Origin of the sequence: Pararhodobacter sp. (genome assembly GCF_034676075.1) — a bacterium.
GTDB lineage: Bacteria > Pseudomonadota > Alphaproteobacteria > Rhodobacterales > Rhodobacteraceae > Pararhodobacter.
Genome location: NZ_JAUCCQ010000092.1, coordinates 1 through 15,353, shown reverse-complemented (window position 1 = coordinate 15,353; position 15,353 = coordinate 1). Strand labels below are relative to the sequence as shown.

At 70.9% G+C, this 15,353-nt stretch carries 14 protein-coding genes; 3 read left to right on the top strand and 11 right to left on the bottom strand.

The features are described 5' to 3' along the window. Positions 1–1,810: ATP-dependent helicase HrpB (hrpB, locus tag VDQ18_RS17830; RefSeq protein ID WP_323022252.1), on the bottom strand; the 1,810-nt coding region annotated here is incomplete at its 3' end. Between the two features lie 315 nt (positions 1,811–2,125). Between hrpB and aroC the strand changes: the two genes are divergently transcribed. Continuing rightward, positions 2,126–3,229, top strand: coding sequence for a chorismate synthase (aroC, locus tag VDQ18_RS17825; RefSeq protein WP_323022251.1), 1,104 nt, complete (start codon positions 2,126–2,128; stop codon positions 3,227–3,229). Continuing rightward, the gene (locus VDQ18_RS17820; RefSeq protein WP_323022250.1) at positions 3,226–4,023 is read left to right on the top strand and encodes an FAS1-like dehydratase domain-containing protein; all 798 of its coding nucleotides are present in this window, start codon (positions 3,226–3,228) and stop codon (positions 4,021–4,023) included. The genes aroC and VDQ18_RS17820 overlap by 4 nt, the downstream gene beginning before the upstream one ends. A gap of 123 nt (positions 4,024–4,146) precedes the next feature. Here VDQ18_RS17820 and VDQ18_RS17815 read toward each other — a convergent pair whose 3' ends face one another. The 7 genes from VDQ18_RS17815 to VDQ18_RS17785 all read right to left on the bottom strand — a co-directional run bounded on the left by VDQ18_RS17815 (position 4,147) and on the right by VDQ18_RS17785 (position 12,473). Then, positions 4,147–4,587, bottom strand: coding sequence for a GNAT family N-acetyltransferase (locus tag VDQ18_RS17815; RefSeq protein ID WP_323022249.1), 441 nt, complete (start codon positions 4,585–4,587; stop codon positions 4,147–4,149). A gap of 81 nt (positions 4,588–4,668) precedes the next feature. Beyond that, entirely contained in the window at positions 4,669–4,950 is a 282-nt protein-coding gene (gene rpmB, locus VDQ18_RS17810) for a 50S ribosomal protein L28 (protein WP_107755107.1), read from the bottom strand. Positions 4,951–5,054: 104 nt separating this feature from the next. Beyond that, a complete protein-coding gene (meaB, locus tag VDQ18_RS17805; RefSeq protein WP_323022248.1) occupies positions 5,055–6,059 on the bottom strand; it encodes a methylmalonyl Co-A mutase-associated GTPase MeaB in 1,005 nt (334 codons plus the stop codon). Between the two features lie 164 nt (positions 6,060–6,223). Further along, positions 6,224–7,369: an LCCL domain-containing protein gene (locus VDQ18_RS17800; RefSeq protein WP_323022247.1), complete on the bottom strand. Its 1,146-nt coding sequence runs from the start codon at positions 7,367–7,369 to the stop codon at positions 6,224–6,226. A 104-nt stretch (positions 7,370–7,473) separates the two neighbouring features. Beyond that, complete coding sequence (locus VDQ18_RS17795; RefSeq protein WP_323022246.1) at positions 7,474–10,464, bottom strand: LCCL domain-containing protein; 2,991 nt, start codon at positions 10,462–10,464, stop codon at positions 7,474–7,476. Positions 10,465–10,654: 190 nt separating this feature from the next. Next, positions 10,655–11,590 carry a DMT family transporter gene (locus tag VDQ18_RS17790; RefSeq protein WP_323022245.1) on the bottom strand — a complete coding sequence of 312 codons (936 nt, stop codon included), beginning with the start codon at positions 11,588–11,590 and terminating at the stop codon, positions 10,655–10,657. 13 nt (positions 11,591–11,603) lie between these two features. Next, positions 11,604–12,473, bottom strand: a complete 870-nt coding sequence (locus tag VDQ18_RS17785) for a LysR family transcriptional regulator (RefSeq protein ID WP_323022244.1) — start codon at positions 12,471–12,473, stop codon at positions 11,604–11,606. A gap of 134 nt (positions 12,474–12,607) precedes the next feature. Here VDQ18_RS17785 and pncA point away from each other — a divergent pair, with 134 nt between their 5' ends. Then, positions 12,608–13,216, top strand: a complete 609-nt coding sequence (gene pncA, locus VDQ18_RS17780) for a bifunctional nicotinamidase/pyrazinamidase (RefSeq protein WP_323022243.1) — start codon at positions 12,608–12,610, stop codon at positions 13,214–13,216. Between the two features lie 201 nt (positions 13,217–13,417). On the opposite strand, the gene VDQ18_RS17775 is transcribed toward pncA, so the two are convergent. The 3 genes from VDQ18_RS17775 to VDQ18_RS17765 all read right to left on the bottom strand — a co-directional run. Further along, entirely contained in the window at positions 13,418–14,464 is a 1,047-nt protein-coding gene (locus VDQ18_RS17775) for a HesA/MoeB/ThiF family protein (protein WP_323022242.1), read from the bottom strand. Further along, the gene (gene dut / locus VDQ18_RS17770; protein WP_323022241.1) at positions 14,464–14,931 is read right to left on the bottom strand and encodes a dUTP diphosphatase; all 468 of its coding nucleotides are present in this window, start codon (positions 14,929–14,931) and stop codon (positions 14,464–14,466) included. The genes VDQ18_RS17775 and dut overlap by 1 nt, the downstream gene beginning before the upstream one ends. Then, positions 14,928–15,353: phosphopantothenoylcysteine decarboxylase (locus tag VDQ18_RS17765; protein ID WP_323022240.1), on the bottom strand; the 426-nt coding region annotated here is incomplete at its 5' end. The genes dut and VDQ18_RS17765, both read right to left, overlap by 4 nt.

Here is a 15,353-nt window from a genome sequence, read left to right as displayed (position 1 = left end):
GCGCCCCCAGCCGCTCGCGCGAGCGCGCCAGCACCCGCCCCTCGCGCGTCGACCATTCGCAAAGGTCCTGCCAGCGGATCTGCTCGGGGAAAAGCCCGCGCAAAGCTGCCTCGGAGATCGGCAAAGCCTGCCGGATCCGCGCCTCCCGCGGGTCGCCGTCCAGATCGGTTGCCACGATCAGCCGGGTCTGAGCCAACGGATCGGCCGCATCGAAGACCGCGCCCTTGCCGCCCGACAGCAGATAGCGCGGCGCCTCGCGCTTGCGCCTCAGGCCGATGCGGTCGGGATAGGCCAGCGCCGCCATCTCGGCCGGCTCCAGCCCGCGATCCTCGGGCGCCATCCGAGCGAGCCGCTTCGCCTCCGCCCTGATCCGCTCCAAGGCCTCGCGCCTGAGCGGATACGAATGGTCCCGCTGATAGCCCCGCGGGTCGTCGATGGCCTTGAGTCGCAGTGTCAGATCGGCCGGCGCCCCCTGCAGCGGGTCGCGGTCGGCGATCAACGCGGCCAAAGGCGCCGCCCCCTTGCCCGCCCTGAGCAGCATATGCGCCAGCCGCGGATGCAGCGGCAGCGCCGCCATCGCTCTCCCGTGGTCGGTGATCCTTCCGGTCCCGTCCAGCGCGCCGAGTTCCTGCAACAAAACCCGCGCCTCGGCCATCGGCCCGGGCGGCGGCGGGGTGAGGAAGGACAGGTCCGCCGATCCCCAGACTGCCAGCTCCAGCACCAGCCCGGCAAGATCCGCGGTCTCGATTTCGGGCGGCGCGAAGGCTTGCAGAGCGCCCTCCTGCCCCCGGGTCCAGAGGCGGTAGCAGATGCCCTCGGCCACCCGCCCGCCGCGACCCCGCCGCTGCTCGGCCTCGGCGAGGCTGACCCGTTCGGTCACCAGCCGCGCCATGCCGGAATTGGGATCGAACCGCGCCCGCCGGGCCTGCCCGGCATCGACCACGACGCGGATATCGGGAATGGTCAGCGAAGTCTCGGCAATCGCCGTCGCCAGTACCAGCTTCCGCCCCGAGGCCAACGGCGCCAGCGCCGCCCGCTGCAGCGCGAAATCCATCGCGCCGTAGAGGGGCTGCAGGGCCACGCCCGCAGGCAGGCGCGCGTCGAGCAAGGCCGCCACGCGCCGGATCTCGCCCTCCCCGGGCAGGAAGACCAATACACCGCCCTCGGTCTCCGCCAGCGCCTTCAGTACCAGATCGGCCACCGCTTCCGGCAGCCGCGCTTTCGGCGGCAGCGGCGCGTCGAGCCAGCGGGTCGCGACCGGAAAGGCCCGCCCCTCGGCCGTCAGCAGCGGCGCCCCGCCGAGCAGCGCCGCGACCGGCGCCGCGTCGAGCGTCGCGGACATGACCACCAGCCGCAGATCCTCGCGCAGCGCGCCCCGCGATTCGAGGGTTAGCGCCAGCCCCAGATCGGCGTTGAGGCTGCGCTCGTGGAATTCGTCGAAGATCACCGCGCCGATGCCGTCGAGCGAGGGGTCGGCCTGCAGCATCCGGGTCAGGATGCCCTCGGTCACCACCTCGATCCGCGTGGCTTTCGAGACCTTCGCCTCGCCCCGGATCCGGTAGCCGACCCGCTGGCCAACCGGCTCGCTCAAGGTCTCCGCCAGCCGCTCCGCCGCCGCCCGCGCCGCCAGCCGCCGCGGCTCCAGCATGACGATCCGGCCCGGCGTACCCTCCAGCAGTGCCAAGGGCACCCGCGTGGTCTTGCCCGCCCCGGGCGGCGCCTGCAACACCGCCATGCCCGCCCGGTCGAGCGCGGCAACCAGCTCGGGCAGCAGGGGATCGATGGGCAGGGGCGGGCCGGGGAAATGCATCGCCCGGTTATGCGCAGCGTAGGGACGGAAGGGAAGAGGCGGCGGGGCGCAGCCTCCCACCCGCCCACCCCGGCTGCGCCCCGCCGCCGGAACCCTCGCGCCCGTGGTGGCCCCGGGGGCCGTCTGCCCCCGGACCCCCGAGGATATTTGAGGCGCAAAGAAGCGCGGTCAGGGATTCGTTAACCCTCATCTTCGTTCTTCAAATATCCCGGGGGGTCCGGGGGGCTGGCCCCCCGGGGCCGCCCCCCGCGCCCACTTCACCCTTGAGCGCCGCCCCCCCGCCGGTTAGACGAAACCCGACCTGAGGGAGCCGCCATGTCGTTCAACACTTTCGGCCATCTGTTCCGCGTCACCACCTGGGGCGAATCGCACGGGCCCGCGCTGGGCGCGACCGTCGACGGCTGCCCGCCCGGGATCCCCCTGACCGAGGCCGACATCCAGCCCTGGCTGGACCGCCGCAAGCCCGGCCAGAACCGCTTCACCACCCAGCGGCGCGAAGCGGACGAGGTCGAGATCCTCTCGGGCGTCTACGAGGGCCAGACCACCGGCACGCCGATCCAGCTGATGATCCGCAACACCGACCAGCGGTCCAAGGATTACGGCTCCATCGCCCAGACCTTCCGGCCGGGCCATGCCGACATCACCTATTGGCAGAAATACGGCATCCGCGATCCGCGCGGCGGCGGGCGGTCCTCGGCCCGCGAGACCGCGGCGCGGGTCGCGGCGGGGGGCGTGGCGCGGCAGGTGCTGGCGGCGCTGGTTCCGGGGCTCCGCATCACCGGCTACATGGTGCAGATGGGCCCCCGCGCCATCGACCGCGCCCGCTTCGACGCCGCTGCCATCGAGGGCAATCCCTTCTGGTGTCCCGATCCCGAGACCGCCGCGCTCTGGGCCGACGATCTCGACGCGCTCAGGAAGACCGGCAATTCGGTCGGCGCCGTGGTCGAGGTTATCGCCTCGGGCCTGCCCGCCGGGATCGGCGCGCCGCTTTATGCCAAGCTCGACAGCGAACTGGCCGCGGCGATGATGTCGATCAACGCCGTGAAGGGGGTCGAGATCGGCGCCGGCATGGGCGCCGCCGCTCTGACCGGGGTCGAGAATGCCGACGAGATCCGCATGGGCAATGACGGGCCGGTCTATGGCTCGAACCACGCGGGCGGCATCCTGGGCGGCATTTCCACCGGCCAGGACGTGGTGGTGCGCTTCGCGGTGAAACCGACCTCCTCGATCCTCACCCCCCGTCAGTCCGTCACGCTGGACGGTCAGCCCGCCGAGGTGGTGACCAAGGGCCGCCACGATCCCTGCGTCGGCATCCGCGCCGTCCCGGTGGGCGAGGCGATGCTGGCGCTGGTGATCCTCGACCAGCTGCTCCTGCACCGCGCCCAGGTCGGCGAGGGGCCGCGCGGGCCCATCGGATGAGCGCGCCGGAGGAGGTCCGCGAAACCGTCGCCGCCTTCCCGGCCCGGGCGATGGCCGCGACGCTCGACCGCGCCGAAACCTTCGCCGACGGCGCCGCCTTGCCGCCCCTCTGGCACTGGTTTCATTGCCTGAAACTCTACCCGATGGCCGAGGCAGGGGCAGATGGCCATCAGGCGCTGGGCCCCTTCCTGCCCGACCTCGGCCTGCCGCGCCGCATGTGGGCCGGCGGGCGCTTCACCTTCCACCGCCCGTTGACCATCGGCGCCGATGTCACCCGGCAGTCGCAGGTCCTGAACGTGGCGCAGAAGGAGGGGCGCTCGGGCCCCATCGCCTTCGTCACCGTGGCGCATCGCTGGAGCGACCCGGCAGGCATCCTGATCGACGAGGAACAGGACATCGTCTACCGCCGCGCCGACGCCCCGCCGGGCGCCACGCAGCCCGCCCCGGTGGACGAGGCGCTCAGCCGCAGCATGACCGCCGGTCCGGTCCTCCTCTTCCGCTACTCGGCGCTGACCTTCAACGGCCACCGCATCCATTACGATCGTGATTTCTGCGCGGCCGAGGGCTATGACGGCCTCGTCGTCCATGGCCCGCTGCTGGCCACGCTGCTCCTCGACCTGTTGCGCGTCGAAGGCGGGCGCCTGCCAAAGACCTTCGCCTTCCGCGCCATGGCCCCGGTCACGGCGGACACGCCCTTCACCCTCTGCGCCCGGATCGAGGGGGACAGCGCCCGGCTCTGGGTCCGCCGCCAGGACGGCATCCAGGCGATGGACGCCACCGCCACCCTCGCCTGATCCCTTCTTTGCGCTGAAAATATCCTCGGGGGTTTCTCAAGGGGGTGGAAAACCCCCTTGAGCGGGGGGTACGGGGGGCGGCGCCCCCCGTTTGGTCGCCCGAGGCACGAGGGCGAAACCCCTCTACAGCCCCTTGGCAAAGAACACCCGGTCGAAGCCCTGATCCATCCGCCGGTCGACCTGCCGGTATCCCAGATGTGGATAGAGGGTCAGGTTCTCCGCCATCGCCGCGTTGGTATAGAGACGGATCTCGCCCAGACCCCGCGCCTGGCCCTCGGCTTCGGCGGCGCCGATCAGCGCCCGGCCCAGGCCCCGGCCCACGGCGTCGGGATGGACCGCGACGGCGTCGAGATAGAGGTGATCGTCCTTCGGCCAGAAGGTCACGAAGCCCCGCACCGCGCCCTCGACCTCCGCCACCCGGGCGAAACCCTGTGCCACCAGCGCCGCGTAATCGGCGTCCATCGGCGCCGGGCGGCGGCCGATCAGCGGCACATAGCGGGCATAGGCGGCCTCGGCGCAGGCGCGAATCGCGGCGAGGTCGTCGGGGGTGGCGGGGCGGATCATGGCTTCAGTGAAGCGCAGCGCTGCCAAAAGGAAAAGCCCCGCCAAAGCGGGGCCGTCCGATGCAAGGTGACGGGCCTGAGATCAGGCGGCGGCCTTGGCGATTTCCTTCTTGATCGCCAGCGCGCGATCCGAAAGTTCCACGTCCTTCGCCTTGGCGAGGAAAGCGTCGAGGCCACCGCGGTGGTCGACCGAGCGCAGCGCCGAGGCGGTGATGCGCAGCTTGTACGACCGGCCCAGGGTCTCGGACGCCAGGGTCACGTCGACCAGATTCGGCAGGAAGCGCCGCTTGGTCTTGTTGTTGGCGTGGCTCACGTTGTTGCCCGACATCGGGCCCTTACCGGTCAGTTCGCAGCGGCGCGACATGGTGTCATCCTCGTCTCTGTCAGGCAGGCGCCGGTCGTGCAACCGGGGCTCCGTCAATCACAAAGGGCGCCGCCACGGCAGCACCCGAAATCTCGTCTGGCCTCTTAGGCGGATTCCCGGGGCGCGTCAAGGGCCGCAGAACCGCCCGCCAGCGTGGAAACCATCTGCCGGGCCGCGGCGCCCGGCGCCAGCGTGCCCCGGGCCACACTTTCGGCCAGCGCCGCCATGCGGGCGCGGGCCTCGGGCGTGTCCAGAACCGCCAGCAGCGCCTGTTTCACCTCCTCGGCGAACCAGTGCCGTGCCTGGGCCGCGCGCCGCTCGTCCCAGTGGCCGTTCTCGCGCCGCCAATTGGCCAGGGCGCGGATCTCGTCCCAGACGGCGCCCAGCCCGGCCTCGTGCAGGGCCGAGGCGGTCATCGCCTTGGGAAAGCCCGGCGCGTCCTGCGGCCGGGCCCTGAGCAGTCGCAGCGCGCCCGCGTAATCGGCGCAGGTGCGGGTGGCGGTGGATTTCAGCTCGCCATCGGCCTTGTTGACCACGATCAGATCCGCGGCCTCCATGATGCCGCGCTTCACGCCCTGCAATTCGTCGCCCCCGGCGGGTGCCAGCAGCAGGACGAAAATGTCCGAGAGTTCGGCCACCACGGTTTCCGATTGGCCGACGCCCACCGTCTCGATCAGCACCACGTCGAAACCGGCCGCTTCGCACAGCGCCACCGCCTCGCGCGTACGCCGGGCGACGCCGCCCAGATGCGACTGGCTGGGCGAGGGGCGGATGAAGGCGTTCGGGTGGCGCGACAGCCGCTCCATCCGCGTCTTGTCGCCCAGGATCGAGCCCCCGGTCCGCGCCGACGAGGGGTCGACGGCCAGAACGGCGATCTTCAGCCCGGCATCGGCCAGCATCAGGCCGAAGGATTCGATGAAGGTGGATTTGCCGACGCCCGGGGTGCCGGACAGACCGATTCGCAACGCCTGCCGCCCGTGGCCCGCCAGCTCGCCCAACAGCGCCTGCGCCGCCTCCCGGTGATCGGCGCGGGTCGATTCGACCAGCGTGATGGCCCGGGCCAGCGCCCGGCGGTCGGCGTTCAGGATGCTTTCGGCAAGATCGGTCATCGGCGGGCTTCTCTCACGGCAACGCCCCCTCATGCCCGCCGGGACGCCGCAAGTCCAGCCTCGAGGGTGCGTCGCGCCGCAGGGTGCATGCTTGCACGCACCGTCCCCCGACAGCGAAAGGGGCCCGCGAGGGGCCCCTTCCGGTCGTCAGGTCGGCGGTTGGCTCACTTGCCGGCCGCGGGCGCCTGTCCGGGCGCCTGGGTGGTCGCCGCCGCTGCGGGGAAGCTGTAGCTGCCCTGCCAGGTGCCGTAATTCGACGATTGCACGCCGTTCTGGGCCGAGCCGTTGTAGCTCTGCTGCCCGGCCATGATCGTTACTTCCACCGGGGCGCTCTGGCCCGGCTGCAGGACGCCGGCATGCACCGCCGCCGCGGCCAGCGCCGAATCGTCGGTATAGACGCCCGAGCCCCAGACCGAGCCCGAAGTCGAGCCGGTGACCATGAAGGTCAGCGTCTCGCCCACCCGGTCGCGATAGCGCGTCAGGTTGCCCGGATCGGCCATCGCCGCCGGGGTGGTCATGGCGGCGGGGAAGGTGAAGCTGCCCTGCCAGGTGCCGTAATTCGAGGATTGCACGCCGTTCTCGTTCGACCCGGCATAGCTTTGCTGGCCCGGCAGGATGGTCACCTCGACCGGCCGGCTCTCGCCCGCGCGCAGCACGCCCGCATGCACCGCCGCCGCGGCCAGCGAGGAATCGTCGGTATAGACGCCCGAACCCCAGACCGAGCCGGTGGTCGAGCCGGTCACGGTGAAGGTCAGCGTCTGGCCGACCTGGTTGCGATAGGCGGTCAGGTTGGCGGGAGCGTCGTGCCGGGCGGGCGGCGCGGCATTGGCGGGGGCGGCGGACAGGATCAGCCGCGCCTCGCAGGTCTGCTGGCCGAAGGTGCCGACCCAGATGTCATAGGCCCCGGCCGGGGCGGCGGGCAGGACCAGCGCCGGGTTCAGGCTGTCGCCCTCGTCATCGCTGAACTGCCAGGTGCCGGTCGCGTCATTGACCAGAAGCACCGTGTCGCAGGCCCCCTCGACGCGCAGTGTCAGGTCCATCCCGGCGCTGTTGTCGGTGAAGCTGAAGTCGAAATCCGGCTGGGTGATGACATAGCCATGCGCCGGGATCGGGCAGTTCGACACGTCGATATTGCCCCCGGCGATCACGCCGATGGCCTGCGGCTGCGTCAGGTCCTGGGCGGAATACGAGATCTGGGTGCCGGTCAGGGTCCAGTCCGGGCAGGCCATGGCGGCCGAGGCGCCGAAGCCGGCGGTCAGGGACACCAGCCCGAAGGCCAGCGGGCGGAGGGAAAGGGAAGACAGGGTCATGCGGTCTCTCTGTGAGGGGGGCGGCCGCCTGGCGCGGCCGTCCGGTGGCTGTTTGTCGCGGGCCCCCGCCCATTGGTTCAACCGGGGCCCGAGGCGGGGGCGGGTTACTTGCCGCCCGCGGGCGGGGCGGGGGGCTGCGTCTCGAACCGGTAGCTGCCGCTCCATTGCCCGTAGGTGGCGCTCTGGACGCCGTTGCGGGTGCTGCCGGTATAGGATTGCTGCCCGGGCAGGACCGTCACGGCGACGGTCCCGGTCTGGCCGACCTGCAGAAGGCCCGCATGCACCGCGGCCCGCGCCAGGCGCGAATCGTCGGTATAGACATCCGAGCCCCAGACCGAGCCCGAGCCCGCGCCGGTGACCTCGAAATACAGCGTGGTGCCGGTCTGGCCGCGATAGGCGGTCATGTTGCCGGGATCGGGCAGCACCTCGATTCCGCTGCCGCCGCTGCCCGGGGTGCAGATTACATCGGCCAGCGCGCCGCAGCCGTTCTGCTGGGTGCACAGCTGCATGCCCCCCAGCACCAGCGTCCGGCTTGCCGGAACCTGCCGCCAATAGGCGGCCGTCCCGTGGCCCTGCCGCTGGCAGAAGGCATCCGCCGCGGGCTGGCCGCAATCCGCGCCATAGGTGCGGCACCAGTCGACCCGTTCGCCGTTCACCATCGGCTGCGGATACGAGACCCCCTGCGGCCGCGGCTGGGCCGAGGCAAAGGTCTCGGCGCTGAAGGTCGCCTCGCAGGTGGCGCTGCCATAAGTCCCGGCCCAGATGCTGTAGGTCCCGGTCGGCGCATTCTCCAGCCGCAGGCGCGAGTTCAGCCCGTCGGCGTCGTCGTTGAAGCTCCAGCTGCCATCCGGCCCATGCACCAGCAGCACCGGATCGCAGGCGGCCTCGACGCGGAATTCCAGCGCGTGATCGGGCAGGTTCCCGGTCAGCGTCAGCGAGAAATCCGGCTGCTGCACGGCATTGCCATAGACATCGAGCACCGGGCAATCGCGCAGGCCCAGATTGCCCCCGGCGACGACCGGGAAGCTCTGCGCGGTCCACAGGCCCTGCGCGTCATAGCTCAGCGCGGTGCCGGTCAGGCCGGGATCGGGGCAGGCGCCGGGCTTGTAGGGCGCGGGCGGCGGCTCCGGGGGCGTGGGCGGCGCCGGGGCGTAGCTTTGCAGCGCCAGCGAGGCGGCGCAGGTCTGCTGGCCATAGGTGCCGACCCAGATGTCATAGGCCCCGGGCTGGGCGGCGGCGATCCGCAGGGCCGAGTTCAGCCCGTTGGCATCGTCGTTGAAGGAATATTGCCCGTCCGGCCCATAGATCAGCAGCACCGGATCGCAGGTGCCGTCGACGCGGAATTCCAGATCGCGGTCGCCCGCGTTCTGGGTCAGCGTCAGGGTGAAATCGGGCCGCTCGGCCACCCGGCCATGCCCGGGCGCCGCGGCGCAGGTCGTGAGGTCGACCGGGCCGCCCGCCGTCACCGGCACCGATTGCGCGTTCTGCACTTGCGCGGCGCTGTAGATCAGCGCGTTGCCATTCAGCGCCGGGTTCGGGCAGAGCACGGGCAGCGGTTGCGGCTGGGGTTGCGGTTGCGGCACCGGCAGCCCCTGGGTCGAGGCGACCAGCGTCGCCTGGCAGGTCTGCTGGCCGAAGGTGCCGACCCAGATGTCATACTCGCCCGTCGGGGCGCCCTGGAACCGCAGCTCGGGGTTCAGCCCGTTGGTGTCGTCGTTGAAGGCGTATTGCCCGTTCGGGCCGCGCACCAGCAGCACCGTGTCGCAGGTGCCATCCACGCCCAGCTGCAGCGTGGCGTTCAGGGCGTTCTGGGTCAGGTTCAGGGTGAAATCGGGGTTCGGCGCGACATGGCCGTGGCCGGGGACCTGGGCGCAATCGGCCAGATCCGTCGCCCCGCCCGCCACCACGCCATGGTTGCGCGGCGACAGCAACTGCCCGGCCGAATAGTTCAGAAACTGGCCATTGGCCGCAGGGTTCGGGCAGAGCAGGATCTGCGGCGGCTGCGGGATCTGCGGCGGCTGCAGGACCAGGCCGCCGACCGTCTCCAGCCGCAGCGTCGCGGCGCAGGTCTGGGCGCCATAGGTGCCGACCCAGATGTCGTATTCCCCGGTCGCCGCCGCGGTCAGCCGGAGGCGCGAGTTCAGCCCGTCGGCATCGTCGTTGAAATGCCATTGCCCATCCGGCGCGCGGACCAGCAGCACCGGATCGCAGGTGCCGTCGGCGCGGATCTCCAGATCGTAGTTCGGCAGGTTCTGCGTCAGGCTCAGGGTGAAATCGGCCCTGAGCGCGACATGCCCATGCCCGGGGACCGAGGCGCAGGCGTCAAGGTCGATGTTGCCCCCCGCTGTCAGCCCGAGGCTGCGGACCTGGCGCAATTGCTGACCGCTGTAGCTGAGCGGCTGGCCGTTCAGCGCCGGATTCGGGCAGGCGACCAGTTGCGGCGGCGCCAGCGGCAATTGCGGCAGCTGGGGCAGTTGCGGGATCTGTGGCGTCAGCTGAGGCGTCTGCGGCGTGAGCTGGGGGATCAGCTGCGGAATGATCTGCTGGATCTGCGGCGGCAGCTGCGGGACCACCTGCGGCTGCGGCGCCGCCCCGCCGCCCGAGGTCCGCATCTGCAAGGTCGCCGCGCAGGTGCTGGCGCCGAAGGTGCCGACCCAGATGTCGTATTCGCCGACCGCGGCCGAGGGGATCACCACCCGCGGATCGGTGCCGATGGCATCGTCGTTGAAGGACCAGCGCCCGTCCGGCCCGTTGACCAGCAGCACCGTGTCGCAACTGCCGTCGACCCTGAGCTCCAGGTCGTAGCCCGGGTTGTTGCGGGCGAAATTCAGGGTGAAATCGGGCCGGCTGACGACGCGGCCGTTGCCGGGAACCCCGGGGCAGGCGCCAAGGTTGACGTTGCCGCCCGCGGTGACGCTCTCACTCTGGCCCTGCAGCAATTGCGCGCCGTTGTAGCGGATCATCTGGCCGTTCTGGCCCGGATCGGGGCAGGCGAGGGCGCTGGTGGCGAGGGTTGCGGCGATCAGGCCAAGGGTTCCCGCGCAAAGCGCGCGCAGGCGCCGACCGCCGGGACGGAATCCGGGAAGAGGGAGCATCGCGTCCTCCTTGTATTGAATGGTCCGGTGCCGGGGCCCCGGGAAAAAAGGTCGTCTGGAAAACGGAGGAATGCTGCGCCCGTCGCGGCGTGAAATCAAGGCATATGCGTGTGAACGGGCCGCGTTGGGCCGGGCAGGGGCCGGGCAGGGGGTAGGCCGGGCCGCGTCAGGCCCGGAGTTCAGGCGCGCGTTACGCCTGATCGCCCCTGAGCAGGATCAGAAGCGCGACCACGATCAGCGCCACCCCGGGCAGCACCACCCAGCCCGGCACGCCATGGCCCAGAGCCAGCTCCCACAGGATGATCCAGACGGGCGTGGCATAGGTATAGGCCATGACCTTGGACGCGGGCAGGCGCTGGGCGGCGAATTGCATGGCCGAGGCGGCGAAGGCGGTGGCGAAGACCGCCAGATAGGCCAGCGTGACCCAGACCCGGACGGGCAGGGCGGCCCAGTCGGTGGCCAGAACCTCGGCCCAGCCCCAGGCCAGGAACAGCACGAAACCGAAGGCGGTGACCAGCGCCGCGGTGACCAGCGCGCTTTCGCCCCGGTTCAGCAGGCGCAGCATCGGCGCATAGATCGCGTGCAGCACGCAGCCGAGGAAATAGATCGCCTCGCCCGGCCCGATCTCGAGCCGCATCAAGGCGCCCGGATCGCCGCGGAAGATCACCCAGACCGCGCCCGCCGCGCCCACCGCCAGCGGCGCCGCCACCGCGGTCCGCAGCCGCTGTCCCAGCATCGGCCAGGCCAGCGCCGCGGTCATCAGCGGGGTCAGGGTGAAGACCGCGCCCGCCGCCAGCGGATGGGCCGTCTTCAGCCCCTCGAACATCAGGACGAAATAGCCGCCATAGAGCAGCGCCAGCAGACCATAGCGCCAGGGCGCCGCCAGATCGGCCCGGGCAAAGCCGCGCCGCCCGGCCCGTCCGGCCCCGGGCAGCAGGGCCACCAGCAGCGCCAGCACCAGCGCCGCGCAGAGGAAACGCACCGTGGTCAGCGGCACCGGGCCGATGTCATTGGCCACCAGCGCGCCCAGGCTGAACGAGCCCGAGACGGCGGCCGAGAAGCCCAGCATCGCCGCATGGCCCCGCAGCGCCTGCGCCCGGCCCCGCATGGCGGCGCCCGAAGTCATCGACGTCCCGAGGTCATTGGCGCAGCGAATCCTTGATGATCGACACCGCCGCCTGCACCTTGGCGGTGCGGTGCAGATCGACATGGGTGACCAGCCAGACGGTGAATTCCCATTCCGGGCGGCTGGGCATCACCTCGACCAGATCCGGCGATTCGCCTTCGCCGTACCAGAAGCCCAGCCCCAGCCCGTCGGCCACCGCCGCGCGCCGCGCCGCCGCCTCGTTCGAGCGGAAGACGATGCGCGGAAGGGGTTTCTGGCGCAAAAGCCATTGCTCGAAGGGCGCGCGCGCATCCTCGACATCCTCGACCACAAAAAGATGCTGCGCCAGCTCGGCATCGTCCCGGGGGGCGCCATGGCGGGCGATGTAGTCCGGGCTCGCATACAGCGAGACGGGGCAGCGCAGCAGGGGCTGGACCACGTTGTCGGGCTCGGTCGGGCGGCTGCCGGCGCGGACCGCCAGATGCGCCTCGCCATATTCCAGCCGGACCACGCGGCGCTCGGTCTCCACCCGCAGCGAGAGCTCGGGATAGCGGGTGTTCAGCTCGACCAGCGCCGGACGCAGAAGCGGCACCAGGCCGGGCAGGGTGGTGATCACCAGATCGCCCTCGATGCCGCTGCCCGCGCCGGTGAGGCGGGTGCCGAGCTGGGCGAATTGCTCTTCGGTGACGCGGCCGACCTGGGCCAGGGCAGAGCCCGCCTCGGTCGGCGTGTAGCCCCGGGCATGGCGCTGGAACAGCTTGACGCCGAGCCGGGCCTCCAGCGCGTCGATATGGCGGATGACGGTGGCGTGGTGGACGCCCAGCGCCTCGGCCGCGCCGCTGACCGTGCCCGCGCGGGCCACATGCCAGGCGGTGCGGATCTCGTCCCAGGATTCGATGGCCATCTGTGCGTATCCCCAGCCTCGGCCGCATTCTGTGTATTTGGGCAGGGGGGTGCAAGGCGGTTTTCGGCCGGAACGCTTGACGCCGCACCGCAGAAGCCCTTTGATCCGCGCATCTTGCCGGAAGGAGGAGCGCCATGCAGGCCCCCGATCACGCCCTGATCGTCATCGACGTCCAGAACGATTTCTGCCCCGGCGGCGCGCTGGCGGTGGCCGAGGGCGATGCCGTCGTGGCCCCGATCAACGCCCTGCTGGGGGAGTTCGCGGTGCGGGTCCTGACCCAGGACTGGCACCCGGCGGCGCATGCGTCCTTTGCCGACAACCACCCCGGCGCCGCGCCCTTTTCGGTGACCGAGATGCCCTACGGGCCGCAGGTCCTCTGGCCCCGCCATTGCGTGCAGGGCACGGCGGGCGCAGCGTTCCACTCCGGGCTGCGCACCGATCCCGCCGATCTGGTGATCCGCAAGGGCTTCCGCCCCGAGATCGACAGCTATTCGGCGTTTTTCGAAAATGACCGGACGACGCCCACCGGGCTCGACGGCTATCTGCGCAGCCGTGGCGTGACCAGGCTGACGCTCGCAGGGCTCGCCACCGATTTCTGCGTCGCCTATTCGGCGCTGGACGCGGCGCGGCTGGGATTTGCCGTGACCGTCCGCCTCGACGCCTGCCGGGCCATCGACCTCGACGGATCGCTGGCGGCGGCGCTGGCCGAGATGCGGGCGGCGGGCGTCACCCTGCTGGGGTGAGGTGTTTCACCCTCGTGCCTCGGGCGACCGGTAGCGGGGGGCAAGGTCCGGCCGCGCCACGGGCGCGGCGTTCGCGGCTGAAACGCGCCACTGGCGCGTTTCCGAGACGCCGCTCACCCCCGCGCCCCCTGCCAAAGGGGGGTTTCCACCCCCTTTGGATACCCCCGAGGATATTTGGAGCGCAAAGAAGACGGGTTTGGTTCAGGCCTTGTGGCAGACCGGGCAGTCGGGGCGGGGTTTGAGGGTGATCCGCCGGGTTTCGGCGTAGAGCCCGTCATAGATCAGCATCGCACCCCTGAGCGGTTCCCCCGCGCCGGTCAGCAGTTTCACCGCCTCCATCGCCATCATCGAGCCCATGACACCGGGCAGGGGGGCGATCACCCCGGCCTCGGCGCAGCTGGGCACCAGCCCCGGCGCCGGGCGGGTCGGGAAGACGCATTCGAAACAGGGGCCGCCGCGGGCCGGGTCGTAAAGGGCGATCTGCCCCTCCCATTGGGTGATGGCGGCGGCGATCAGCGGTTTGCCGGTCTTCACCGCCACCCGGTTGGCCATGTAGCGGGTGTCGAAATTGTCGGTGCCGTCGAGGATCAGGTCATACTCGGCGAAGAGGCTTTCGGCCTCCGCCTCGGTCAGGCGGCGATGATAGGGTTTCACGGTGATGAAGGGGTTGAGCGCCTCCATCTGCTCCTGCGCCGAGAAGACCTTGGGCATGCCCACCGTGCGGTCATTGTGGATCACCTGCCGTTGCAGGTTCGAGGATTCGACCGCATCGTCGTCGATCACCCCGATGGTGCCGACCCCCGCCGCTGCCAGATAGAGCAGCAGCGGCGAGCCGAGGCCCCCGGCGCCGATCACCAGCACCTTCGCTTCCTTCAGCTTGCGCTGGCCGGGACCGCCCACTTCGCGCAGCATCATATGGCGGGCATAGCGGTTGAGCTCGGCCTCGGAAAAGAGCGGTTTCTTGACCTCGGGCATGGTCTGGGCCTCGTGCTGGCGCGCGCGTTTGCGCAGGGCCTGCAAGATCGCCCGATAGGCCCAGACGGCAAGGGCCAGGATCGCCAGCAACAGCCAGGGCCGCGCGTCGCCGCCGGTGCCCTGGCGGAAGGGATGCCCGGCGGGCAGCGCCAGATGCGCCAGGACCATCCCGGCCCAGATCGCCGCCAGGAACGCCAGCCGCGCCTTCAGCGGCACGCCGAACACCCAGCCTAGCGCGAACAGGACCGCCGCCAGGATCAGGACGACCAACATCAGTCGCGCCCGGTCGAGCCGAAGCCGCCGGCGCCGCGGCCGGTCTCGCCCAGCGCCTCGGTCAGCAGGAAGCGGCCCTGCACCACCGGGGCCACCACCATCTGCGCGATGCGCTCGCCGTGCTGGATGGTATAGGGCCGGTCCGAGAGGTTGATCAGCGGCACGCCCACCGGCCCGCGATAGTCGCTGTCGATGGTCCCGGGCGTGTTGGGCAGGGTGATCGCATGTTTCAGCGACAGGCCCGAGCGCGGGCGCACCTGAATCTCGTAGCCCTGCGGGATCTCGACGATCAGGCCGGTGGGGATCAGCGCCCGGTGCCAGGGGTCCAGCGTGAAGCCGGTGGCGCGATCCTCGGGGCGCAGGTTGGCGCGGATGTCGGCTCCGGCGGACCCGGGGGTGGCATAGGTGGGCAGCTCGATGGCGGGATCGGCCCAGCCTTCGCGCAGGACCTTGATGAGGACGCTCATTGCGGCGCTCCGGTCAGTTCGGTGGCGATGCGTTGGGCGAGGCGGCGGGCGACCTCGTCCTTGGGCAGGCGGGGCCAATCCTCGACCGAGCCCTCGGTGATCAGGTGGACGGCGTTTTCGGAGCCGCCCATGATGCCGGTCGCCGGGGACACGTCATTGGCGACGATCCAGTCGCAGCCCTTGCGGGCGCGTTTGGCCTGAGCGTGTTCGATGACCTTCTCGGTCTCGGCGGCGAAGCCGACCACGAGGGGCGGGCGCCGGGCGTGTTTCGAGATGGTGGCGAGGATGTCCGGGTTCTCGGCGAATTCCAGCACCGGCAGCGGCTGGCCGGCCTGTTTCTTCATCTTCTGCCCGGCCTCGTTCTTGACCCGCCAATCGGCGACGGCGGCGGCGAAGACGGCGGCATCGGCGGGCAGCGCGGC